Origin of the sequence: Actinoplanes sp. NPDC026619 (assembly GCF_040638295.1) — a bacterium.
GTDB lineage: Bacteria > Actinomycetota > Actinomycetes > Mycobacteriales > Micromonosporaceae > Actinoplanes.
In genome coordinates this window covers 44,251-65,143 of record NZ_JBEZYA010000010.1, presented here as the reverse complement: position 1 = coordinate 65,143, position 20,893 = coordinate 44,251, and the positions used below count along the sequence as shown (strand labels likewise).

The 20,893-nt window shown below is 72.7% G+C and carries 3 protein-coding genes; all 3 read right to left on the bottom strand.

Annotated elements, in window-relative coordinates:
• Window positions 1-2 precede the first annotated feature (2 nt).
• From AB0E90_RS22375 to AB0E90_RS22365, 3 genes are read right to left on the bottom strand one after another with little or no spacing between them, the layout of a single operon-like run.
• The gene (locus tag AB0E90_RS22375; protein WP_360408634.1) at window positions 3-17,690 is read right to left on the bottom strand and encodes a hypothetical protein; all 17,688 of its coding nucleotides are present in this window, start codon (window positions 17,688-17,690) and stop codon (window positions 3-5) included.
• 5 nt (window positions 17,691-17,695) lie between these two features.
• Window positions 17,696-18,043 (bottom strand): hypothetical protein, encoded by a 348-nt coding sequence (locus AB0E90_RS22370; RefSeq protein WP_360408631.1) that lies wholly within the window; start codon window positions 18,041-18,043, stop codon window positions 17,696-17,698.
• Window positions 18,044-18,053: 10 nt separating this feature from the next.
• Window positions 18,054-20,861 (bottom strand): BTAD domain-containing putative transcriptional regulator, encoded by a 2,808-nt coding sequence (locus AB0E90_RS22365; protein ID WP_360408628.1) that lies wholly within the window; start codon window positions 20,859-20,861, stop codon window positions 18,054-18,056.
• Between the last annotated feature and the right edge of the window lie 32 nt (window positions 20,862-20,893).

Genomic DNA, 20,893 nt, shown 5'->3' with positions numbered 1-20,893 from the left:
CGTCACCGGGCCGGGCCGCCGCCGAGGGCCCAGCTCCCGTTCCCCTCGCGGGTGGCCGCCGGCGGGGGCGTGCTGGTCCAGACGCTCAGGCCGGAGCCGGTCAGGCGCTGCCAGAGGGTGTCGTCTCCGGTCACGATCACGACGTGCTCAGCTACGTCGATCTCGCGGTCCGAACCCAGGTCGAAGAGTGCCCGGCGCACCTCACGCTCGAGGCGTTCGACGATCTGGTCGCGGGTGGCGGTGGCGCCGGTGCCGGCCTCCACGTTCACGGTGACCGGCTCGCCGCGGACGATCTTCTGGGCGGTGTCGAAGGCGAGCTGCTGGAACCGCAGCGGGTCGAGCCGGGGTGTGCCGCCGTCGACGGTGACGTCGAGGGACGCGGGCGGGTCCCAGGAGAACGGCCGGACCCACCCGGGCACCTCGTGGTGCACGTCGTGGGTGGCGCTGTGCAGTTTTCCGGTCGTTGCCGTGCCGGCCGCCCAGGTGGCCGTGCCGTCGTCGTCGACGAAGAGGTAGGTGAACACGTCTGCCCAGGGCTGGTACCACCGTCCGGTGACCTTGGCGCCGTTCTCCAGGTAGCCGTCCTCGGCCAGCGCCCGCCGGGACCACGCCTTCTGCTCGTAGGCGTGGTCGCCGGGCCGGGCGGGCCGGAAGTCCTGAGTGTTCGAGAGATCGCCCCACACCAGGACGCCGTGGAAGTCGATGCCCACGAGGTCGCCCTCCTTGGTGATGATCCGGTGGCCGTTGCGGTCGGCCGCGGCGAAGCCCTGCGGCAGGGCCGGATGCACCGGCGTGACCGGGCTCGGCGGCTCGACCGCCGGCCCCGCGTGCCCGGCGGCGCCGCGGATCCAGCCACGCATGTCGTCGCCGGTCACCACCTCGGCCGGGTCGATCGGCATGAGTTCGAGGAACCCGCCGAGCAGCGAGGAGAGCACGCCGTCGGTGACCAGCTTGGCGGTCTTGAGGCCGTCGAGCTGGCCTTCCTCGGCGATCGTCTTCGCCATCTCGGCGAACTCGCCGCTGGTCAGTTTGTCCTGCAGGGCCTTGTGCGTGTCGCCCCAGACCGTCTGGAGGGCGTGCTGCAGCCGGGTCTGCTGGTCGGTCGAGGTGTCCGCGTCGACGACCGCCACCTGCTGCTCGGCCTGGCGCAGCCGCTCCGCGAGCACGCCTTCGGAGACCTTGGTGATCACCAGCTTGGCGATCTCCCAGCCCGGCAGCAGGCCGGCGCCGACCGAGGCCGCGTCGAGCAGCAGGCCGAGGCCGATCCGCTGCTTGTTGGCGACGTACTGGGCGAGGGCGAGCGGCTTCTCGTCGAGGGTGTCGACCGCGACCAGAGCGGAGTTGCCGGCCCGGAACACGTGCCGATGCCACATGGCCAGGGATTCGACCACGGTCTCCCGGCCCACGCTGACGCCGAGCGAGATCAGGCCGGGCACGAAGGAACCGCCCACGTCGAACGCGCCGACCACCGTATTGATCTTGTCGGCGTGGTCCTTGACGAAGTCGCGGACGGCGTCCGGCTGGGTGTGGATGTGCGCGCGCACCGCGGTGTTCTCGATGGCCACCCGGGCCGACTTCCCGGCGTCCTTGACGGTCCGGGAGAGGGCCTCCACTGCCTCGATCAACGGGGCCGGCGACGCCGCGGGGTCGCGCTGCAGGTCGCCGGCGGCCCGATCGACGGCGAGCAGCGCGATGCCGATCGCGCGCCGGCTGTTGTTGACGGTCATGGCCACGACCGGTTCCTGCCAGACGAACTCCTGGTGGATCAGGTGGTCGAGGACTTTCCGGACGCGCCGGCCCTGGGCGATCGACCGGAACAGGCCGATCAGCAGGTGGTCGTCGGGTCCAGGCTCGCTGGCGAGCGCCAGGGCGGCGGACCGATTCGAGGGGCGCAGAACCTGCATGGGTGCCGTCGCGCCCGGGGTCACCGTCGCCAGCGTGTTGCGCAGCAGAGTGTCGAGTGCCCCGCGGACCGGGCCGGTCGGCTCTTTGTGGATCTTGTTGCCGCCGCCACCCCAGGGGTCGGTGGAGGTCGGTGGGTCGGTGAGGGCCAGCACCCGGTCGCTCGCGGCCGACGTGCCGGACAGCGGTGCCGGGCTGGAGACCACCCGCCGGGTGCCGTCGGTGCGGAACTGCCGCAGGTGCCCGTCACCGTCGGTGGCCGCCCGCATGATCGCGAAGCGCGGATCATCGGAGGACAGGTAGGAGTAGCGCGGCCCGCCCTGGGTCTCGATCAGCACCAGCGCGTTCCCGGACCGCGCGACGATCACCGCGTGCCGCGGCCGGTCCGGCGGGTCGAGCACGACCACGGTGGCGTTGCCGGGCTGCAGCGCCGCGCGCAGGCCGGCCAGGCCGGCCCGGGTGAAGTCGCCGCCGAGCCGGTCGGCGATCGTGTCGATCGGCCGCGACCCGGCACTGTCGTCGGTGGTCCGGCCCACGCCGCCCAGCTCGCCGAGCACCCGGTTGACCCGGATCACGCAGTCGACCAGCGGGTCGGAACTGATGGCCGGCATCCGGTCCAGGGTGGCCACGGCCGCCTGCAGCTCCGCGGAGACCACCGTGCCGGGCGCTGGGGTCACCCCCTCGACGATGCGGGTCTCGGCGCCGTGGCCGGCCTCGATGAGCGTGGCGGCGTCCACCGTGAGGTCGGAGCGGCCGCGGGCCCAGGCCGCCTTGCGGACCTCGGCGCCCACCCGCTCGACCAGCCGTTCCCGCACCGCGGCCGCGTCCCGCCCGCCGACCTGGACCTTCGTGACCGGCAGGCCGTGCGGCGCGTCCACGATCCGGCGGGCCACCTCGGCCGCGAAGAGCTGGAACGCCAGCGGGTCGGCCGGATCGGCCAGGGTGTCGGTCGCGGTCCAGGTGAAGTCCGGGTGCACCCATTTCGGATGCGCCTCGAGCTCGGCCCGGACGTTGTACTCGCCGTTGTTCACCCCGCCGGTCGTGGCGAACGCGGGCGCCCAGGTCGCGGCGCCGTCCTCGCCCACGAACAGGAAGGTCTTCTGCCCCGGGAACGGCTGGTACCAGCGCCCCTTGACCACGCCGCCGCCCTGCTCGGTGTAGCCGTCGCGCTGCAGGATCCGCTTGCGCCACTTGGTCAGCGCGAGGCCGTGCTCGGCCGGCCGAGCCGGGGTGAAATTCTTGGAAGACCGATCAAAGGCGCCTTCGACGAGTACGCCGTGGAAGTCCACGCCCACCGTGCTGGTCCCCGGCTTGACGGTCACGATCGGCCGGCCCGCGCCGTCGACCCGGTCGAAGTTCGCCGGCAGCGGGGGATGCTCCGGGGCGATCGGGCTGACCGGCGACGGCGGCACCTCGGCGCTGTGCCCGGTGACCGTGCGGATCCACCGGTGCATGTCGGCGCCGGTCACCGGTTCCACCGGGTCGACGCCCATCAGCTCGAAGAAGCCGCCGAGCAGCGACCGCACGCCGATCTCCTCGATCATCTGACCGGCGGTGAGCGGGTCGAAGCCCTTGCCGGCGGCGGCGTCGGCCATCAGCTTGACCAGGTCACCGGAGGCCATCTTCTCCCGGATCTGGGTCTCGAAGTCCTTCCAGATGCGCGCCTTGACCCGGGCCACCGTGGACACGCTGGGATCGGCCGCGAGCTCGGCGGCGAGCTTCGTGCGCAGCCTTTCGTCCAGGTAGACCTCCGACGTCGCGGACAGCGCGATCTTCACGAAGTCCCAGGCCGGCGTCATGCTGCCGCCGATCGAGGCGGCGTCGAGCAGCAGCTTGAAACCGCGCTTCTGCTGGGCGATCACGTGTTCGGCGAGCGCGTACGGGTTCCGGTCGAGCGTCTCCATCGCGGACAGCACCGACCGCTCGCTGCGGAAGTCGTGCTCGCGGAAGGTGGCCAGCGCGGCCAGGGCGGTCTCCCGGGCCACCGAGACGCCGAACGAGGCGGCCGCCGGAATCGGGCCGGCGCCGAGGCTGAGCAGGCCGAGGACGCTGTTGAGGCGCTCACTGACCGTCTTGATCGTGTTGCGGGCCCGGCTCGGCTGCTGCTCGATGTGCGCGACCACGCTCTTGTGCTCGAGCATGGCCTTGACGTCGTGCCCGGCGTCGTCGATCTCCTTGGCGAGCCGGCTGGTCTGGTTGATCACCTGCGGGGTCATCGTCTCCGCATGGTCCGCGGCCACGTACTGCTCGAGCACGCCCTCCAGCTGTTTGACCGCGGTGTCCACGTCCCGCCGCGCCGACCAGATCTCGTAGGTCGCGACGGCCGAGGTGCGGACGAACTCGGCGTCGGACAGCTGGGCGAGGATCGCGGACTGCCGCCGGCCGTCGCCGACCTTGCGGATCACGCCGACCATCAGCGGAGTGTCGGCGTGGTCGGGGCCGAGGGCGATCTCGGCGGTCGCGCCGGACGCGGCCGGCACCAGCCCGGGCACCGCGACGCCGGCCGTCTTGAGCGCCGCCATCAGCGCGAACCCCTGCGGCCGGCGAACCGTGTCGCCCGGCGGCTGCAGCGGCGGACGGTTCAGTTTGCGCAGCCGGTTGCTGCCGCCGCCCTGCGCCTCGGTCGTCGCTGCCGCGTCGACCAGGGCCCGCGCGGTGCGGGCGGCCGCCTCGGGCACCACCGCTCCGGCGACCACGCCCCGGCCGCCGTCCGCGCGGACCTGCAGCAGCCTGCGGTCCTGGTCGAGCACCACCTTGATCATCGGAAGGTCGTCGTCGCCGAGGAACTCGTACCGGTGCTCCGGCACGGCCTGCGTCTCCAACCGCACCAGGCCCTTGGCGGTCATCAGCACCGGCAGCACGTGCCTGGCCTCGCCCGCGGTCTCGATCAGCAGCACCGCCAGGTTGCCCTCGGCCAGCGCCGCGCGCACGCCCGCCACGGTGGCGTCCTGGAAGGTGCCGCCGAGCCGCTGCGCGATCCGGCCGGTGCCCTTGACGGCCGCGCCGTCGTCGAGCGTGACGGCCGTCCCGCCGAGGTGGCCGAGCAGCTCGTTGACCCGGATCACGCAGTCGGTCAGCGCGTCCTGTTCCTCGGCGCGGACCGGCGCGAGCTGGTCCATCGCCTCGCGCACGCGCGGCGAGACCAGCTCGATGACGGCTTCCGGTTCGGGTTCGGTCACGGCCGGCGCGATTTCGGGGGTACGGGTGGAGGCGGGCGCGCTCATCCAGGCGACCGCCCGCGGTTCCCGGGTGAGCATTCCACGGCGTACGGCAAGCGGCTTGGGGGTCTCGGTGGTCTGTCCGTCCTCGACGATTTCGATGATCGAGGCGTGATTGTCGACGGTCCGGTCGAGGCCGCGCAGGAATTGAGCCTTGCCGACCTCGTGGTCGATCCGCGCGGCGAGCTGGTCGCGCACGGCCTCCGCCCGCTGCCGCGCGTTCTCGGGGCGGAACGCGTTGCTGCTGTGGCCCTCGATGTAGACGGTGACGGGGTCCTCGTCGACGATCCGGCGGGCGGCCTCGAAGGCGAACTGCTGCATCTGCAGCGGGTCCACCTTCGGCGTGGTCGCGTCGGTCGTGTCGAAGTCGACGTCCAGCCGGTCCGGCGCGGTCCAGGCGAAGCTCTTGCCGAGCCAGTTCGGGTGGGCCGTCACCTCGTGGTGGATGTCGTGCTGCACACCGCGCGAGCCGCCGGTCTGCGAGCTGCCGGGCGCCCACAGCGACCGGCCGTCGTCGGTGACGAAGAGATAGTCGAGCCGGTTCGGCCACGGCTGGTAGAGCCGCCCGGTCACCGCGTCCTTGTCCACCATCTCGCGGAACTGATCCCGGCCGAGGGTGCGGCCGTGCCACCGGAACTTCTCGACGTGGTGGTCGCCGGGCTCGTCCGGCGTGAACGTGCCGTCCGTCAGGTCGCCCCAGACCAGCGAGCCGTGGAAGTCGATGCCGACCCGATGCCGGCCGCCGCCCGAGCGGGACTCGTTCACGGTCACGATCGAGAAACCGTTCCGGTCGGTCAGCGGGAAGCCCCCGGCCGGCCGGGGGTGGGTGGGCGTCTCCGGCGCCGCCTCGATGGTCTCGGTGGCCGGTAGCCCGCCGATCCGGTTCAGCCAGTCGTGCACGTCGTCGCTGGTGAGCACGCTCAGCGCGGAGACCTCCAGCCACTGGAAGACCCCGCCGAGCACGGCGTCGAGGACGGTGTCGGTGGCCAGCTCGCCGAGCTTGAGCGGGTCGGGGCCCTCCTTGGCGATCTCGGCCAGCGCCGACTTCAGCTCCGCGCTGGTCACCTTCTCCTTGAGGGTCTCCTTGGTGTCCGCCCACACCCGGGCCATGGCGCCGCGTAGGTCGGTGTCGCGGTGTTTGCCCTCGAGCAGGTCCTTCGTGTGCTGGAGCTTCTCGTCGAGGTACTTGTCGGCCACCTTGCCGATGGCGGTCTTCACGATGCCCCAGCCGGGCAGCATCCCCCCGCCGATCGACACCGCGTCGAGCGCCATCTTGACGGCCAACTTTTCGCGGGCGGTGACGTACTCCGCCATGTCGGCCGGCTTGAGTCTCGCGACGGCCTCGAGGGCCGAGTGATTCTCGGTGAAGCTGTGCAGGCGGGCCGCCGCCAGGGCTTCGAGCAGCCCGGCCTGCAACGCGGAGAAGCCGAACGAGACGGCGCCGGCCACCGGCCCGCCGGCGATCTCGAACAGGGCGGTGATCTCGGCCAGCTTGCCGCCGTGCTCTTCGATGAGCGTGCGGACGCCGTCCGGCTGGGCGTGCAGGACGGCCTCGGCGACCCGGGTCTTCAGCGCCCGGCTCGCCGCCTCGCCGGTCCGGGCGGCCGTCCGGGACACCCACTCGATGCTGCTCATCAGCTCGGACGCGATGGCCAGCCCGTTCTCCGAATCGGGCGCGAGCCGGGCGAACGCGATCAGATCCTGGTCGATGGCGGCCACGGCCCGGTCGATCCGCAGGCCCGCCGCGAAGATCTGGGTCCACGCGACCGGCGCCGAGGACACGAAGTCCTCCCCGCGCAACTGGTCGAGAACGGCGCCCAGCCGCCGGGCGTTGCCGGCGACCTTCAGCGCCTCGCTGACCATCGTGGCGTGGTCGAACCCCTTGTCCAAGGGCGAGGCCAGCACCGCCTCGGCCAACGGGGTCAGGCTCGAGTGCAGGTCGGGCACGGGCGCGTCGAGCGGCGCCAACGCCGCCCGGATCGAGTTGCCCATCAGCATCTTGATCGCGCGGGGGCCCTGTTTGTGCAGGACGTTGGGGTGCGTCCTGCCGTTCTCGATGAGGCGCGGGTCCAGGTCCTCGGCCGGGGGAGCGTCGACCTGCTCCCAGGAGTCGGCGCGGACCGGCTCGTTGCCCGGGGTCGGCCCGTGCGGGCTGACCGTGGCCGGCGGGTCGAGCTGGGCCAGGACCGTATCGCTCGCGCCGGCGGCCGGCATCGGCTCCGCGCTCGTCACCACCCTGCGGTCGGCGGCCTGCAGCAGCCGGCCCTCGGCATCCGCCGGCGCCTGCATGAACGCGAACCGCGGGTCGTCGTCGGCCAGGTATTCGAAGCGCGGCCGGCCCGGCCCGGACTGGGTCTCCACCAGCACGAGCGCGTCGCCGACCCGGACCACCAGCACCGCGTGCCGCGCCTGGCGGGGCGCGTCGAGTACCACCGCGGTCGCGTGGCCGGGCCGCAGCGACGTGCGCAACGACCGCAGATCGGCCCGGGTGAACTCGCCGCGGAACCGCTCGGCGATCGTGTCGATCGGCCGCGACCCGGCGCCGTCGTCGACGGCGCCGCGACGGACCGCGCCGAGCTTGCCGAGCGCGTGGCCGACCCGGACCGCACAGTCCACCAGGGGGTCGTCGGACATCCGGCGCGGGCCCGGGAACCGGTCGGTCTCGGCCAGCGCGTCGTGCACCGCCTGCGGGACCACGGTCTCCGGCGCCGGGGCGGCCACCTCGGCGAACCGCACGGTGGCCCGGGCCCGGGCGGTCAGGTCGCCGACGGTGTTCTGAGTGGTGTCGGCGACGATCGAGACGTAGTCGGCCGGGTCGACCGTGGGCGCGGGGACGCCGCGGACCAGCGCCGCATCGGCCACCTCGGCGCGCAGTCGCTCGACCACCTTTTCCCGCACCGCCTCGGCGCGCCGGCCCGCCCGTTCGCTGTCGAGGCCGAGCGTGCTGCGGCCGGAGACCTGCACCCGGACGGTCGGCACCCCGTTCGGCGCGTCCACGATCCGCCGGGCCGCCTCGGCCACGAACTGCTGGAACTCCAGCGGGCCGACCTGCGGGCCGGTCGTGGCGGAGCGGTTGAAGTCCACGTCGAGGGTGTCCGGGGCGGTCCAGTCGAAGCCCTGATGCACCCAGTCCGAGTGCCGGCCGAGCTCGGTGGCGATGTTGTACTCGTCGCTGTTGGTGCCGCCGGTCGGCGCGAACGCGGGCGCCCAGGCGGCCTTGCCGTCGTCGCCGACGAACAGGTAGGTCTGCTTCGCCGGCCACGGCCGGTACCAGCGGCCCCGTACCATCTCGGCGCCCTTGGCCCCGACCATCGTGTAGCCGTCGCGGTGCAGGATCCGCTTGCGCCACTTCGTCATCGCGTGGTCGTGGTCGAGCGGATCCGACGGGGTGAACGCCTTCGTCACCGGATCAAACGACCCACTGATGAGTACGCCGTGGAAGTTCACGGCAACCACGCCGTTCCCCGCTTCGGCGGTGACGATCGGCCGCCCCGCCGCGTCGACCTTGTCGAACCGGTCGGGAGCAGGCGCGTGCACCGGTGTCGCCGGCGTGATCGGCGACGGGGGCATCTCCGGGTTGTGCCCGGTGACCGCGCGGATCCACCGGTGCATGTCGGCGCCGGTCACCTTCTCCATCGGGTCGACGCCGAGCAGCTCGAAGATCGCACCGAGCACCGACTTCAGGCCGACCTCCTCGGCGATCTGGCCGGCCTCCATCGGGTCGCCCTCGGACAGCTTCTGGTAAAACTCCAGGCTCGACACCTTCTCCTTGACCTGCGCGCCGAAGTCCTTCCAGAGTTGCTTCTTGGCGGCCTCGATCCGGGCCGCACGGATCGCCGCGGTGTCCCCCGGCTGCGCCTCGATCCGCTTGATGAGCTTGGTCCGGAGCCGGGCGTCCAGGTAGGCCTCCGCGGTGCTCTCCAGGGCGATCTTGGCGAACTCCCAGCCCGGCAACATGCTGGCGCCGATCGAGGCCGCCTCCAGCAACAGGGTGAACGCCCGCCGCTGCTGCTCGATCGCGTGCTCGGCCAGCACGTACGGCTTGGCGTCGAGGGTCTCCACGGCCGCCAGCACCGAGTGCTCGCTGCGGAAGTGGTGCTCGCGGAAGGCGGCGAAGCTGCTGATCGCGACCTCCCGGGCGACCGAGACGCCGAACGAGGCCGCCGCCGGGATCGGGCCGGCGCCGAGGCTGAGAAAGCCGAGACCGGTGTTGACGCCCTGGCTGACCGCGGTGATCCCGTCCACGACGCCGCTCTTCTGCAGCGAGACGTGGCCCTCGACGCTCTTGTTCTCGAGCACCGCCCGCACGCTGCGCCCGGTCTGCTCGAGCCGCGCGGCGAGCCGCGACGCCATGTCGATCACCTCGGCGGTCAGGACGTCGGTGCGGCCGCCCCGGCGGTAGTCGCGCAGCGCGTTCTCCAGCTGGAGGACCGCCAGATCCACGTCGTGCCGTGCCGACCAGATCCGGTAGGTCGCCACCGCCGAGTTCCTGATGAACTCGGTCTCCAGGATCTGGTTCAGCGACGTCGACTGATGTTGCCCCTCGGTCACCTTGCGGATGATCGCGGCCATCATCTCGCCGTCGTCCGGCTCGGCGTGGCTGTCCAGGGCGATCGCGGCGGCCGGGCCGTTCGGGCGCAGCCCGAGGGCCGCGGTCGGGATTCCGGCCACGAGCGCGGCCGTGGCCAGCGCGGACACCTGGTACGTGTGAACCGCGTGGTCCGGCCCGCTCGTCGACGGCGCTTTCTTCTGCAGCAGCCACCCCTGGGCCTCGGTGGAGCGCGGCGGGTCGATCATGCCCCGGGCGGTGTCGCCGGCCGGCTTGATCTCGCCGCCGGAGAGGAATCCGCGCCGGCCGTCGCCGGCCCGCACCTGCCGCAGGTGGTTGTCGCCGTCGACGATCACCTGGATCGACGCGAAGTTCTCGGTGTCCAGGAACCCGGACTCGTCGGTGGCCAGGAAGTCGTACCGGTCCCGGCCGGCCGCCTGCGTCTCGGCCACCACCAGGCCGGCCGCGGTCTTCACCACCAGAACCAGATGGCGTACGCCGTTGATCGGCGCCAGCAGCACCGGCGTCGCGTGATCCCGGCGCAGCGTCGCCTCCAGTTCGGCCACGGTCGCCGCCGCGAACCGGCCGCCCATCCGCTGCTGCAGCCGCTCCTGCGCCGGGGTGCCTTCCTCGAGCGTCCGCGACGTGCCGCCGAGCTCGGAGACCACCTGGTCGACCCGGTCGGCGCAGTCGGTCAGCGGGTCGGTGACCTTCGGGTCGATCTTCGGGAGGTTGCCCATCGCGCCGATCAGGCGGTTCGGCACGTGTGAGTCGACCGCCGGGGTGGTCACCGGGACCGCCGGGGCGGCGACGCCGTCGATCCAGGCGAAGGCCCGGGCCTCGCGGGTGAGCCGGCCGGTGCGCCGGGACGCGGGCGCCGCGGCCGCGTCCTGTTCGATCACCACATGCTTGTCCGGGTCGAACTCGCCGTGGTCCTGGTCGCGTATCAACTGCGCCTTGCCGTGCTCGTGGCGGATCCGCTCGACCAGGATGTCGCGCAGCGCCTCGGCGCGCAGGCCGGCGTTCTCGGGGTGCAGCGCGTTGCGGCTGACGCCCTTGATGCGCACCTTCGCCGTGGTGTCCGGGTTGTCCGCCAGGTGCTGGGCGAACGCGGTGCCGAACAGCTGCAGTTCCAGCGCGTCGATCCGCGGGGTGTCGCTGTTCAGGATGCCGAAGTCGGCCTCGAGCCGGGCCGGCGCGCTCCAGTTGAACGACGTACGCAGCCAGGTGGGGTGGGCGATCAGCTCGTGCTGCACGTCGTGTTCGTCGCTGACCAGGCCGCCGGTCGCGGCGTGGCCGGGCGCCCAGAACGCGCGGCCGTCGTCGCTGACGAACAGGAACGTGAAGGAGTCGGCGAACGGCTGGTACCAGCGCCCGCCGATGGTGGTGTCCTCGGCCATCGCGTGGAATTCCTCGCGGCCGACGGTGCGGTCGAGCCAGCGTGCCCCCTCGACGAGGTGGTCGCCCGGCTGGACCGGGGTGAACTGATCGCCGCTGAGCCAGCCCCAGACGAGCACGCCGTGGAAGTCGGCGCCCACCCAATGGCGGTCGCCGGACTGCTTGGCCGGGTCGATCGCGGTGATCGGAAAACCGTTGGCCGAGACCTTGCGGAATCCCTCCGGCGGCCTGGTGTGTACGGGTGTCGTCGGCGTCTCGGCCTCGGTCTCGTGCGCCGCGGGAGTCTCGTGGCCGGTCACCCGGCGGATCCAGCCGCGCATGTCGGCGCCGTCCACCACCGCGGCGCCGTCGATGTCGGCCAGCCGGAAGATCGCGCCGAGCACCGCGTCGAGCACGGTGTCGGTGGCGAACTCGGCCGCCTTGGCCGGCTCGACCTTCCCCTCCTTCGCCACCTCGGTGAGCAGGTCGCGGAGATCCGAACCGGTCAGCTTGTCCTTGAGCGTCTCGCGCAGGTCGTCCCAGACGCGGCGGCCCGCCTCCTGCAACCGCCCGCGCACGTCGGCCGGTCGCTCCCGACCGGCCAGCCAGTCCTCGGTGATCTTCACGCGCTCGTCGAGGTACTTGTCGGTGAGCTTGGTGAGCGCGGTCTTCACCACGCCCCACACCGGGAGCATGCTGCCGCCGATCGAGGCCGCGTCGAGTGCCAGGTGCACCAGCAGCTTCTGCCGGGCGACCACGTACTCGGCCATCATGAGCGGCTTGGAGTCGAGTGCCGCGACCGCCTGCATGGCCGAGTGCTCCTGCTCGATCCCGCGGACCTCCCAGCGGGCCTTGCCCTCCAGGAATGCCGCCTGGGCCGCGGTGAAGGTGAACTGGACGGCGCCGGCCACCGGGGCGTTGCTGATCTCGAGCAGCTCGACCAGCGCGGTCACCTTGCCACCGTATTTGTCGACGAGCTCGCGCACGGCGTCCGGCCGGCTGTGCTGATAGGCCTTGACCGCGCGGTGCTCGAGCGTCATGCGGACCCGATGGCCGGCGGTCTCCGCGGCATTCTTGACCGCCCCGATCGCCTGCCGGGTCTCGTCGAGCACCCGGTCCAGGTCCGGCGAGTCCGGCGCGAGGCCGGCGAGCTCGCTCATCTGCCCCTGCAGCACGCGCCGGGCGGCGTCGAGGGCCATCCGGCTGAACACCACCGTGGTGAAGGCGGGCACCGAGTTCGCGATGAACCCTTCCGCGCGCAGCCGCCCGAACAGTGCGGACAGCCGCTGCGCGTCCGCCGCCGCCCGGACCGCCGTGACCAGCATCAACTGCTGGACCGAACCCGGCTCGAGGATCCGGGCCGGGGCGCCGGCCGGCCGCCCGACCTCCAGGCCCGGCATGGCGAGCGCGGCCAGGGCGGCGCGGGCGGTGCTCGCCTTGAGCACACCGTTCTCGGCGCGCTCGGGCATGGCCTTGCGCAGCTTGCCGCCGTTGCCGTTGCGGGCGAGGCCGGCCGGCGGGTTGGCGACCTGATCGGGCTCGACCATCGCCCAGTCCTCGAGGTCGCTGGTCGTCTGCTCCGGCGGGGCGGCGTTCGTCTTCCGCCGGCCTTGCGGCCCGGTCGAGCGCGGTGGGTCGATCAGCGCCCGGGCGGTCTCGCCACCCTTCGCGATCTCGCCGCCGGAGACCATCCCGCGCTTGCTCTCGGCGGTCCGGACCTGCCGCAGCCGGTTGTCCTCGTCGACGACCAGCCGGATCGACCCGAGGCCCTCGTCGGTCAGCATCTCGTACCGGTCCCGGCCGGTCGCCTGGGTCTCGACCACCACCAGGCCCTCGTCGGTATTCACGACCAGAACCATGTGGCGTACGCCGTTGATCGGCTCGAGCAGCACCGGTGTCGCGTGGCCCGGCAGCAGCGCGGTCCTCAGGTCGGCCACGGTCGCCGGCTGGAACGTGCCGCCCATGCGCCGGCGCACCCGGTCCACCGGGCGGGTGGCGCCGTCCTCGAGCGTGGCCGCCGTGCCACCGAGCCGGGCCAGAACCCGGTCGACCCGGACCGCGCAGTCGGTCAGCGGGTCGGTGTTGTTCGGGTCGATGGCCGCGAGATCGCCCATCGCCCCGATCAGGCGGTTCGGCACGGACAACGAGACCGGCGGCTCGGTCGCCGGGGCCTGGACCGGCTCGACGGCGGCTCCGTCGATCCAGGCGAAGGCCCGGGCCGCGCGGGTGGTCCGGCCGGTGCGGCGGGACGGCGGCGCCACGGCCGCGTCGCCTTCCTCGATCACCACGATCCGGTCGGGGTCGAGCTCGACCGGCTCCTTGCCGCGGATCAGGCGGGCCTTGCCGTACTCGTGCACGACCCGTTCGACCAGCAGGTCGCGAAGGGCCTGGGCGCGCTTGCCCGCGTTCTCGGGGCGCAGCGCGTTGCGGCTGACGCCCTTGATGTGCAGCCTGATCGGCCCGTTGCCGGGCGTGTCCAGCAGCCGGCGGGCGAACTCGGCGCCGAAGAGCTGGAGTTCCAGCGCGTCGATCTGCGGTTTGGCGGTGTCCAGGGTGCTGAAGTCGGCCTCGAGCCGGGCCGGCGCGGTCCAGTTGAACGAGGTGCGCAGCCAGGTGGGGTGGGCGATCAGCTCGTGCTGCACGTCGTGTTCGTCGCTGACCAGGCCGCCGGTGGCCGCGTGGCCGGGCGCCCAGAACGCGCGGCCGTCGTCGGCGACGAACAGGAACGTGAAGGAGTCGGCGAACGGCTGGTACCAGCGCCCGCTGACGGTGGTGTCCTCGGCCATCGCGTGGAATTCCTCGCGGCCGACGGTGCGGTCGAGCCAGCGCGCCCCCTCGACGAGATGATCTCCCGGCTCGATCGGCGTGAAGTGGTCGTTGCTGCCCAGCCAGCCCCACACGAGGACACCGTGGAAGTCGGCGCCCACCCAGTCGCGACCGCCGTTCCGCTTGGCCGGATCGACCGTGACGATCGGAAAACCGTTGGCGGAGACCTTGCGGAATCCCTCCGGCGGCCTGGCGTGTACGGGTGTCGTCGGTGTCTCGGCCTCGGTCTCGTGCGCCGCGGGAGTCCCGTGGCCGGTCACCCGGCGGATCCAGCCGCGCATGTCGGCGCCGTCCACCACCGCGGCGCCCTCGATGTCGGCCAGCCGGAAGATCGCGCCGAGTGTCGCGTCGAGCACGGTGTCGGTGGCGAACTCGGCGGCCTTGAGCGGCTCGACGTTGCCTTCCTTCGCCGCGTCGGAGAGCAGGGTGCGGAATTCCGAGCTGGTCAGCTTGTCCTTGAGTGTCTCGCGCAGGTCGTCCCAGACGCGGCGCCCGGCCTCCCGCAACCGCCCGGCCGCGTCGCCCGGCCGTTCGTGCCCGGCGAGCCAGTCCTCGGTGATCTTCACCCGTTCGTCGAGGTACTTGTCGGTGATCTTGGTGAGGGCCGTCTTGACCACGCCCCACGCGGGGACCATTCCGCCGCCGATCGAGGCCGCGTCCAGCGCCAGGTGGACCAGCGCCTTCTGCCGCTCGACCACGTAATTCGCCATCATCAGCGGTTTCTTGTCCAGCTCCGCGACCGCCTGCAGGGGCGAGAAATCCTTCTCCAGCGCGGCCACCCGGATGTGGGCCCGGCCTTCCAGGAACGCCGCCTGGGCCGCGGTGAAGGTGAACTGGACGGCGCCGGCCACCGGGACGTTGCTGATCTCGAACAGCTCGACCAGCCCGGCCACCTGGCCGCCGTATTTGCTGACCAGATCGCGTACGGCGTCCGGCCGGCTGTGCTGGTACGCCTTCACGGTGCGGTGTTCGAGGGTCTGGCGAACCTGCTGGCCGGACTGCTCGGCCGCCGCCTTGACCGCCTCGACCGCCAGCGCCGTCTCGTCGAGCACCCGGGGCAGGTCCGGCGACTCCGGCGCCAGCCGGGCGAGCTCGTGCATGTGCGTCTGCAGTTGGTGGCGGGCCGCGTTGAGCGCCATCTGGCTGAACGCGACCTTGGTGTAGGCGGAGGCGGAGTTCGCGATGAACCCCTCCCCGCGCAGCCGCCCGAACAGTGCGGACAGTCGCTGCGCGTCCGCCGCCGCGCGGACCGAGGTGACCAGCAGGTTCTGCTGGACCGGACCCGGCGTGGCGGTCACCGCGCCGGCCGTGGCCGCGGCCGGCCGGCCGGCGTCGAGGCCCGGCAGGGCGAGGGCCGCGAGGGCGGAGCGGGCGGCGCTCGCCTTGAGCACGGCGTTCTCCGGCCTGGGCTTGCGGAGTTTGCTCCCGGGGCCGCTGCGGGCCGGCTCCGACGGCAGCCCGGCGACCTGGCCGGGTTCGAGGATCGCCCAATCCTCGATGTCGCTGGTCGTCTGCTCCTCCGCGGCGGCTTCCGTCTTCCTCTTGCCGTGCGGGCTGATCGAGGTCGGCGGGTCGAGCAGGGCGTTCAGCAGGCCGGCGGACCGCGTCTCCACCGGCCTGCCGACCACGCCGGCCTCTGCCGGGTCCACCTGGCGCAGCTCGCTGCCGGACAGCACGGCCTTCATCGGGGCGGTCTCCCGGAACGGCCGGGCCGCGCGGTCGGGCTCGGCCTGCGTCTCGATCGTCATCAACTGGCCGTTCACCTTGGTGACCAGCAGCATGTGCTTGTCGAGGCCGGCCGGCTCCAGGAGCAGGGCGGCGACGTTGCCCTCCGCCAGCGACTCCCGCAGGGACTGTTCGGTCACCGGGGCGAAACGGCCGTCGAGGCGCTGCTCCACCACGTCGACCGGCCGCACCATGGCGCGGTCGTCAAGGGTGGTGTGGGCGCCGAGCCGGCCGAGCACGTCGCCGACCCGGATCGCGCAGTCCACCAGGGGGTCCGCCGACCGGGTGGCGGGGAGCCCGCTCATCGCGTGGGCCACCTTCGGCGCGACCTGCGCGACCGATACGACGGGCGCGGCCGCCGGTGTGGCCCAGGACGCCGTGGCGGCCGACTGCGGCTGCTCGGCCGTGGCGAAGGCCCGCTCGGGAGCGGCGCTGTCGACCGCGGTGGTCCCGTTGTCGCTGGTGGAGCTGTCGATGGCTGGGCTGTCGACCGTGGCCGGTCCGGCGGCGGCAGCCGTGGTGTCGGTTCCGGCCGCCGCGTTCAGATCGTAGGAACTCTCCGCCGACACCTCCACCGGACCGGCCGCCGCCGACAACTCCACCGGACCGGCCGCCGCCGACACCGACGACGAACCGGAAGCCGGCGCCGTGGCGGACGCCGTGTTGCCGGTGGACGTCGCGCCGGCCGTGGTGGGCCGGCCGGATCTGTCCGTGGCGGAACCCTGGCCACCCGCGTTGGACGGGTTGCCCCCCGCACTCGTGTTGCTGGCAGTCGTGTTGCTGGCATTCGTGCTGGTGGCAACATTCGTGCTGGTGGCACCACGCGTGCTGGTGGCAGCGTTGGTGCCGGTGGCGGCGTTCGTGCTGTTGGCGGCGTTTCCGGGCGTACCCGCCGCGGAGATGTTGCCCGTGCCGTTGAGGGCGGCGATCCCGGCACCGACCGCGCCCGCTGCCGGAGCCGAACCCGACCCGGTCTCCTCCGCGCCGCGCCGGCGGTTGTCGGGCTCGCCGTCGTCGGACTCCTCGGACGCGACCGAGTCGGTGTCCGGCGTCGCGTCGTCCCCGGAGCCGAGCAGCGGTTCCTCGTCCTGCGCCACCTCGGCCGGTCCGTTACCCAGCCGCTCGCTCCAGTTCGGGCCGAACTCCTTGTTGAGCCGGGCGCCGATGCCCGAACCAGCGACGCCGGCGACCCCCGAGATGCCGCCGGAGAGACCGGCGTACAGCGCGTTGACCTTGAAGCCCTGGCCCTTCATCGCGTTGTAGAGGCCCTCGGTCATGATCTCCGACGTGGCCTCGGTGGTGATCTCGTGCGCCGCCGCGGGTGCCGTGTGGGTGAGGAAGTTCTTGGTCGCGTCGTTCAGGTGGATGTTGTCGAGCACCTTCGGGGTCGGGATGTGCGACCCGAGCTTTCCTAGCAGCTTCCCGACCCCGGTCAGGCCGCCGCCGATGCCGAGACCGACCACGCCGCCGAGCGAGCCGATCTCGACCGCCGAGATCGTGGCTTCCTTGTTCCATTGATCCCGGCTGCCCTGGCTGAACTGGTAGGCCTGCACGAGCACGTCCATCGCGGTCTGCAGGCCGATCCCGACGAGCTGCGCGGCGACGACCCGCGCGATGAGCCGGGCGACCAGGCTGCGCTCCAGCAACTGCATGAGGAGCCGGCCGCGGAGCAGCGTGGCGAGGGCGGCTCCGGGGTTGATCCAGGCCATCGCGATCGCGACCAGGAACTCCAGCAGCAGCTCGATCAGCGCCGCGATCACCATCAGCTTCGCGTACTGCAGCTCGGTGGCGGTGTTGCGGTAGCTGTGGCCGAGGCGGTTGACGTACTTGGCGGTGATCCCGATATATCCGGGGTCGTCCATCACGTACCGCCGCATGTCCTCGACGAAGGTGTCGCCGGTCTGCCCGTCGGCGCCGTTGCGGTACGCGTTGACGCCGGCGACGAACTGGTCGGCCGATTCGGTGACGTCGTCGGCCGCCTTGTGCAGCGCGCGCGACTGCGCGAACAGGTTGTCCTCGTCCGCCTGCGGGAACTCCTCACCCGTGAGGACCTGCAGGAACTTCGCCAAGTCGCCGCTGATCTCGATGGACATGAGCGTCAGCCGTGCCGGCCGCCGTCGACGGTGGTGTCGGTGCCGCCCATCGCATCGGCGAGCTCCGACTCCATCGCGTCGAAGATCCGGCCGGCGTCGTTCATGCTCTGCTGGCCGTTCTTCGGGAGGTCCCCGAGCAGTTGGATCACCGGAACCGCGTCCTTGGAGTCCGGCAGCGCCGTCACCGTCGCGTCGGCGTCGCCGGTCGCCGCCCGGCCCGCCTTGAACGCGGGATGGGCCTCGAGCTCGGCCTTCAGCCGCTGCGCTATCTCGCCGACCTGGCCCATGAAGCCGTGGAAGTATTCGCGCGCCAGGATGCTGGTGTCCACATCGAGGTTGTCGTTCGCGGCCATTTCCGGCTCCCTAGGTCGGCGGGTTCACCCTCTCTACGGACGCCGCGGGAATCGGTTCAGCAGAAGATCCGAGAATCCTGGTGATCCGGTCGAGGTCGGGGTAGTGCGCGATCTCCAGCAACCCCAGCGCCTCGTCCCGGACCCGAACGGCGGCCGCGGAGTCGCCGGCCCGCAGATGGCACTGGTACAGGCCGACCAGCGGCTCGATCCAGAGGGCCCGCCGTTCGCCGTAGATCTCCAGGGCCTGGCGGAACTCGGCGATCGCCTGATCCACCTCGTCGGCGAGCAGCAGCATCCGGCCCAGTTCCATCCGGGCGCTGGCCTCGCCGTACGGGTTGGACCAGCGGGTGTGCACCTCGACGGCCTCGCGCATCAGTCCCAGCGCGTCCTCGTGGCCGCCGGGCCGATACCAGTGGTGCCAGCCGATCACGCCCAGCGTGTTGGCCTCCTCGACGTTCGCCACGCTGGCCGGCAGCCGCCGGTAGACGGCGCGCGCCTCGGTGGCGTACGGAAAAGCCGCTTCGGCCTGCTCGGCGGTGGGCACCGTGTTCACCGGGGTGATCGACATGGCGTAGGCGAGCAGCCCGTGCGCCAGTCGCCCCGGGTCGTCGGTGGTCCGGCCGACCTCGATCGCCCGCCGCAGGTGTGGCTGGGCCTCGGCGCCCCGGTCGAGCCGCAGCCACGCCCGCCCGACCATGTAATGCAGGTAGCCGATCCACCACTGATCGCCGTCCCGCTCGGCCTCGGCCAGCGCCCGGGTGGTCAGCTCGATCGTCTCGTCGAGGTGGTAACGCACGTCCTGCTGGAACTGCCCGAGCGACCACACGAACCGGCCGAGCAGGTCCGGGCGCGCCGAGGTCAGCGCCATCACGTTGTCGTACTCGATGTCCAGCCAGGACAGCGCCGGCTCACGCTCGGTGAACACCGGCGCCGACATCTCGGGCGGCGGCTCCGCCACCCGGGACGGGCGGAAGGGATACAGGATCTTGGCCGCATTCGCGGCGGCGTACAGGTGGTGCCAGGCGAGCCGGTCGATCGTCTCCCGCTGATCGCCGGGAAGTTCCATGGCGTACGCGCGGAGCAGATCGTGATAAACGAAGCGCCCCGGCCGGCTCTCGATGATCAGGTGCGCGTCGGACAGCTGCCGCAGCAGGCGGTGGGTGTCCCGGCGGTCGCCGCCCGCGACCGCGGTGGCGGCGTCGAGCGTGACATAAGGCCCGGGGTGCAGCGCGAGCCGCCGGAACAGCTCCGCCTCGTCCGCCGACAGATGCCGGTACGACCAGCTGAACACCGACCGCGGGTCGCTCTCGTCGCCGGGCATCGCGAACGCGTCCAGGCCCTGCTCACCCGCGAGCTCCTCGGCGACCGCGGCCAGCGGGTGCCGGGCCGCCCGCGCACCCACCACGGCCAGCGCCAGGGGGAGGCCGCCGCAGCGGGCCACGACGGCGTCGCCGGCCGCCGGCTCGGCGTCGACGACCGCGGCCCCGAGCCGGGTACGCAGATATTCGCGTGCGTCGTCCGCCCCGAACGCGTCCAGTCGCAGCAGCTGGGCGCCCTCGGCCACGACCAGTCCGGCCAGCCCGCTGCGGCCGGTCACCACCACCGCGCAGCCGCGCGCGCCGGGCAGCAGGGGCCGCACCTGGGCCGCGTCCCGGGCGTTGTCCAGCAGCAGCAACATCCGCCGGCCGGCCAGCACGCTGCGGAAGAGCGCGACCCGTTCGTCCAGGCCCGGCGGCACCCGGTGCTCGGGCAGGCCGAGCGCGGCCAGGAACGCGAACAGCACGTCCGACGGGTTGGCCGGCGCCTCCTCCGGGCCGAATCCGCGCAGGTCGGCGTAGAGATGACCGTCGGCGTACCGGTCGGCGTGGCGGTGCGCCCAGCGCAGCGCCAGCGTCGTCTTGCCCACCCCGCCCACGCCGGCGATCACCGCGAGCGGCGCCTCACCGGATTCGTCGAGCATCCGTTCCAGCTCGGCGAGCTCGTCCGCCCGGCCGGCGAACGCGGCGCCGGCCCGGGGCAACTGGGCCGGGCGCACCGCGGTGGCGGCCGGTCCGATCGCCTCGGCCAGCACCTCGGTGCGCTGCTCGAGGATCGCCCGCTCCAGCGCGGCGAGCGCCGGTTCCGGGTGAAGGCCCAGCTCCTCGTCGAGGCGGGCGTGGTGGGCGCGCAGCACGTCCAGGGCGTCGGCCGAGCGATGCGACGCCCACAGTCCCAGTGCCAGCAACCGCCAAGCCTCACCCCGCAGCGGCTCCGCGTCGGCCAGCGCCCGCGCCGCGAGCACGGCGTCGGCGGTGCGGCCCAGGCGCAGCAGCGCCGTCGTCTCCCGCTCGTGGGCGACGGACCGGGCCTCCCGCAGGCGGGCGATCTCGGTGCGCGCCCAGGCCTCGTCGGTGAACTGCTCGTACGGGCGGCCGCGCCACCGGCCCAGGGCGGTGCGCAGGAGCTCGACCGCCTGCAGCGGCGGCAGCTCGGCGGCGAGGCGGACCTCCCGCTCGAAGCTCCAGGCGTCGACCGCCTCATCGGGCAGGCGCAGCGCGTAGCCTCCCGCGTCGGAGACCAGCGCGGTCGCCGGACTGCGCGGCGGGCGGTCCGGTTCCAGCAGCCGGCGCAGGCGGGACACGTACACCTGGAGCACCGACGCGGCCTTGGCCGGCGGCGCGCCGTTCCACACCTGATCGGCCAGCCGATCCGCCGAGACGACCCGGCCACCGGCCGCGACCAGCACCCCGAGCACAGCCTGCTGCCGGTCACCGCCACCGGCGACGGTCCCCGCCCCGTCCCGAACCTCCACCGGCCCGAGCACGCTCACCTGCATCATCGCGGCGCAGCCTACCGCCCGCGGCGGCCGGC